Annotated in this window: 3 protein-coding genes; all 3 read left to right on the top strand. The window is 37.3% G+C overall.

The window, feature by feature from the left end; genetic code table 11:
• On the top strand, positions 1–554 hold a 554-nt coding region (locus ACT3QP_RS14445), incomplete at its 5' end, for a WG repeat-containing protein (protein WP_444525984.1).
• Positions 555–644: 90 nt separating this feature from the next.
• On the top strand, positions 645–2,117 hold the full coding sequence (locus ACT3QP_RS14440; RefSeq protein WP_444525983.1) for an SEL1-like repeat protein: 1,473 nt from the start codon (positions 645–647) through the stop codon (positions 2,115–2,117).
• A gap of 48 nt (positions 2,118–2,165) precedes the next feature.
• Positions 2,166–3,339 (top strand): WG repeat-containing protein (locus tag ACT3QP_RS14435; RefSeq protein WP_444525982.1); only part of this gene is annotated, 1,174 nt, incomplete at its 3' end.

The raw sequence follows: 3,339 nt of genomic DNA, 5'->3' as shown, positions 1-3,339 counted from the left end.
TAATAAATGCTGATAATAGCGTTATTAAAGTGAATAGATCATCCGATTATCATATCTTAGACAATATAGTTGCTAATGATGAGACAGCTTTAGTCGTTACCTCAGCAGGTAAGCAAGGGATAATAAATGCTAATGGAGAAGTGCTGCTACCTTTTGATTACGAGTCTATAGAGTCATTTTTGGTTAGACAATATGACGAAGGCAACGACAGCTATGACTATGCGAGATACTTTATTATTAAAAAAGGTGGCTTATTGGGACTGTTGGATAGCAACCTAAAAGTAGCGATTTCACCAACTTACAAATATCTTGCTCGACTTAAAAATCATCCTTATTTTGTTATAGCGCAATCAACAAGTGAGAGTAAAAAGCCAATCAAAAGTGGTCTTATTGATGCCAAAGGCAATATCGTCAAGCAGATGCAGTATGATGCTATCTCGATTGACCCTGATAATGATGACTACATCCTAATAACAAAGGGTACGAATGTTGAGTATTACAATGAGAAAGTTGAGCTCGGTCTTGATGTGGTAGTGATAGAGGAATCATTTTAGAGTCTTATTTACAATGTTAATCAATAATACTTTTAACTATTATCTTAACAAACGTCTTTATTTAGTATTAAAAAATTTTGGAATTAAACTGTGCAAATTTTAAAATGTAAACTCATCTATCGAATAATCGTTGTAGGTTTCTCTTCTTTCTTATTACTAAGTGCTTGTGACGAGAATGCGATAACAAGTGAGGCGTCGATTCAGCGAGATACTGAGGCTTTTAATAAGAGTAATCGTTTATCCAAAAAAAGTACTTCCAAGCCCTTAAGCTTTGAGAAAATTTATGCAGCTGCACTGACAGGCGATGCCAGTGCTCAATTACAATTGGGTGTGATATACGAAAAGGGTCGTGGTACGCCGCAGAATTATAGCAAAGCTATTGAGTGGTATAAAAAGTCTGCTAAACAGGGTAATGCCTCGGCACAGTATAATCTCGGTACAATCTATCATGATGCAAATAATGGTCATCAAGATTATGCTGAGGCTATGGCTTGGTATAAAAAAGCTGCTGCTCAAGAAGTTCCTCTAGCGCAAAATAATATTGGCTGGATGTACTATGAAGGCAAAGGTGTCAAACAAGATTATAGTAAAGCTATGAAATGGTATCGTAAGGCTGCTTCACAAAATGAGCCACTGGCTCAAAATAATATAGGCTGGTCTTACTTCAAAGGCTATGGTGTGCCTAAAGACGATACTAAGGCAGCTGAATGGTTCCAAAAGGCGATTGACCAAGGCAATGCAAAAGCTCAAACTAATCTAAATTTACTAATAAAAGAAAAACAAGAGCCTTGTAAAGATGCAGACCAAGTAGGTCAAACGTTTAGAGACAATCAGCTTGCTGCTCGTAAAGGCGATATGCAGGCGCAATTTGAATTGGGTCTAATGTATGAAACAGGTGAGAGCATCTGCCAAGACTACGATGCAGCGGCTAAATGGTACAAAAAATCAGCTGATCAAAACTACGCTAATGCACAAAATAATCTAGCAGCACTTTATGATAAAGGCCTAGGTGTTGAGCAAAACTTTACTAAATCATTGGCTCTATATCAAAAGTCAGCCGATCAAGGCTATGATTTTGCCCAATATAATCTAGCAGTTATATACTCACAAGGAAAAATTGTCCCAAAAGATATGGATAAAGCGATTAGCTTACTTAAAATATCAGCCAATCAGGGATTTGCCTTAGCGCAATTTGATCTCGGCGTAGTATATGAACATGGCACAGGTGTCACTAAAGATTATACTAAAGCGTTTGAATGGTACATAAAAGCTGCAAATCAAGATAATGCAGCCGCTCAGTATAACCTTGGTATCATATACCGCACTGGGATAGGTAGAGCTCAAAATTACGATCGAGCGATGGCTTGGTTTAAAAGGGCAGCCGAACAAGAATTCGCTGCAGCACAAAATAATATAGGCTGGATGTATCAACAAGGTGAGGGCGTCACTCAGGATTATGATGAAGCATTAAAATGGTATCGTAAAGCGGCGAGCCAAGGTAATCCTAATGCAGAGCAAAACCTTATAGCACTGAATAATTTGATAGAGTGTGGTGGTTGTTAGATAGCACTGGCAAGTTGGTAATCGTTATTAAAAGCAATTGGAAAGTTTATGAAGATGTCGTCAACATCAGCAGTTAAATCTAAATGCTACAAGCGTAGCACGCTAAGTTATTCTATATGGTCATTGGTAGTATTTCTTACCACTTCGCTCAGTCATTTAGCCTATGCTGATATTGGTGATTGCTACGAAAAACAGCAAGATACGGAGTATGATGGTAGCTACTATTTTGGACTACCAGAAGATGCACCGCTTAAAAAGGTAGATGGATACTATGTACTTTATAACTCCTCAAATGAGATAGTCCAAGAGCGCTTGTATGATATAAAGCTGTTGGGAGAAGGAAGGGTAGTAGCCAAGCGTGATGGGCTATATGGTGTAATAGGAAAGGAAGGAAATCTCGTCTTTGATTTTGAATATGATGATATCGATGCACTCAATAATAATTTCTATATCGTATCCAAAATTCATAATGGCAAGCAAAATGACGCATTGGTGAAAGTTAGCAATATATTCAATAAAGAGTGGGTATATCCTACGTCAAATGAGTTAGGTACTGACCTGAAAATAACATCGGTATATTACGATATCGATAGCGAAAAAAGCTACTATAAAGTCACCAGTAATATTAAAAATAAAGGTCAACTATCAGGGTTAATAGATGGTACAGGAGCGATATTAGTTCCTATTGTATATGATGAAATGGAACATGTTGAGAGTTGCGAAAATAATAATGTTGCTATGGAGGTTAGGCAAGGCAATCGATCAGGGATTATAGATCGAAATCATAACTTTATTGTACCACTAAGGCAAAAGCAATTTATCGATACGTTTCCTGAAAATCCCAGAATCATGAGAGTCAGACAGTCCCATCTTAATAGCGTAAGATCGATTAGCGATACAGTATGGCACGATGAGTCTTATAACGAAACAGTGATCACCCCCACAGGACAAGTTCTATTTGAGTCAGAGACATCGCTTATTGACGTTGCTGGCGATCTATATCGTTATTCTAAAAACGGTAAGTTTGGTCTTACTAACGGAGAGTTCAAAGATTTATTACCTGCTGAGTTTGATGAGATTGTTTATGATTATGATCGGCCCATTATAGCTATAAAAGACGGAAAGACTGGTATTGTTGAAGTTAGCGAGGATAACCAAAAATTGGTAATTAAACGCTATTATGACTCTTTACAAACACTAAATAAGCAGTTTTTAAGAATAG

It is taken from the genome of Psychrobacter sp. AOP7-B1-24, from assembly GCF_052376215.1.
Classification (GTDB): Bacteria; Pseudomonadota; Gammaproteobacteria; order Pseudomonadales; family Moraxellaceae; genus Psychrobacter.
Note: the sequence above shows the minus strand (reverse complement) of the source record. Positions and strands in the feature narration are given on the sequence as shown.